Below are 750 nucleotides of genomic sequence, written 5' to 3'. Positions count from 1 at the left end.
ACCTGGGCGGCTGAAGACCAGCTTCGCGGGAACTGGATGGCAGGCCTGAAGTCCGGCTGGAGTGAGTGGGAAGAGAGCGCCACGGACAGTATGTCGCAGGTAAAAAGTGCAGCCACGCAGACCTTTGATGGTATTGCACAGAATATGGCGGCGATGCTGACCGGCAGTGAGCAGAACTGGCGCAGCTTCACCCGTTCCGTGCTGTCCATGATGACAGAAATTCTGCTTAAGCAGGCAATGGTGGGGATTGTCGGGAGTATCGGCAGCGCCATTGGCGGGGCTGTTGGTGGCGGCGCATCCGCGTCAGGCGGTACAGCCATTCAGGCCGCTGCGGCGAAATTCCATTTTGCAACCGGAGGATTTACGGGAACCGGCGGCAAATATGAGCCAGCGGGGATTGTTCACCGTGGTGAGTTTGTCTTCACGAAGGAGGCAACCAGCCGGATTGGCGTGGGGAATCTTTACCGGCTGATGCGCGGCTATGCCACCGGCGGTTATGTCGGTACACCGGGCAGCATGGCAGACAGCCGGTCGCAGGCGTCCGGGACGTTTGAGCAGAATAACCATGTGGTGATTAACAACGACGGCACGAACGGGCAGATAGGTCCGGCTGCTCTGAAGGCGGTGTATGACATGGCCCGCAAGGGTGCCCGTGATGAAATTCAGACACAGATGCGTGATGGTGGCCTGTTCTCCGGAGGTGGACGATGAAGACCTTCCGCTGGAAAGTGAAACCCGGTATGGATGTGG

At 58.8% G+C, this 750-nt stretch carries 1 protein-coding gene; it reads left to right on the top strand.

The features are described 5' to 3' along the window. The coding region (locus JIV24_RS22225) for a phage tail tape measure protein (protein ID WP_133293428.1) at positions 1–711 on the top strand (711 nt) is incomplete at its 5' end. Positions 712–750 lie beyond the last annotated feature (39 nt).

It is taken from the genome of Carboxylicivirga marina, from assembly GCF_016612505.1.
GTDB classification, from domain to species: Bacteria; Bacteroidota; Bacteroidia; order Bacteroidales; family Marinilabiliaceae; genus Carboxylicivirga; species Carboxylicivirga marina.
The sequence above is the reverse complement of the archived record's forward strand: the minus strand, read 5'-3'. Positions and strand labels throughout refer to the sequence as shown.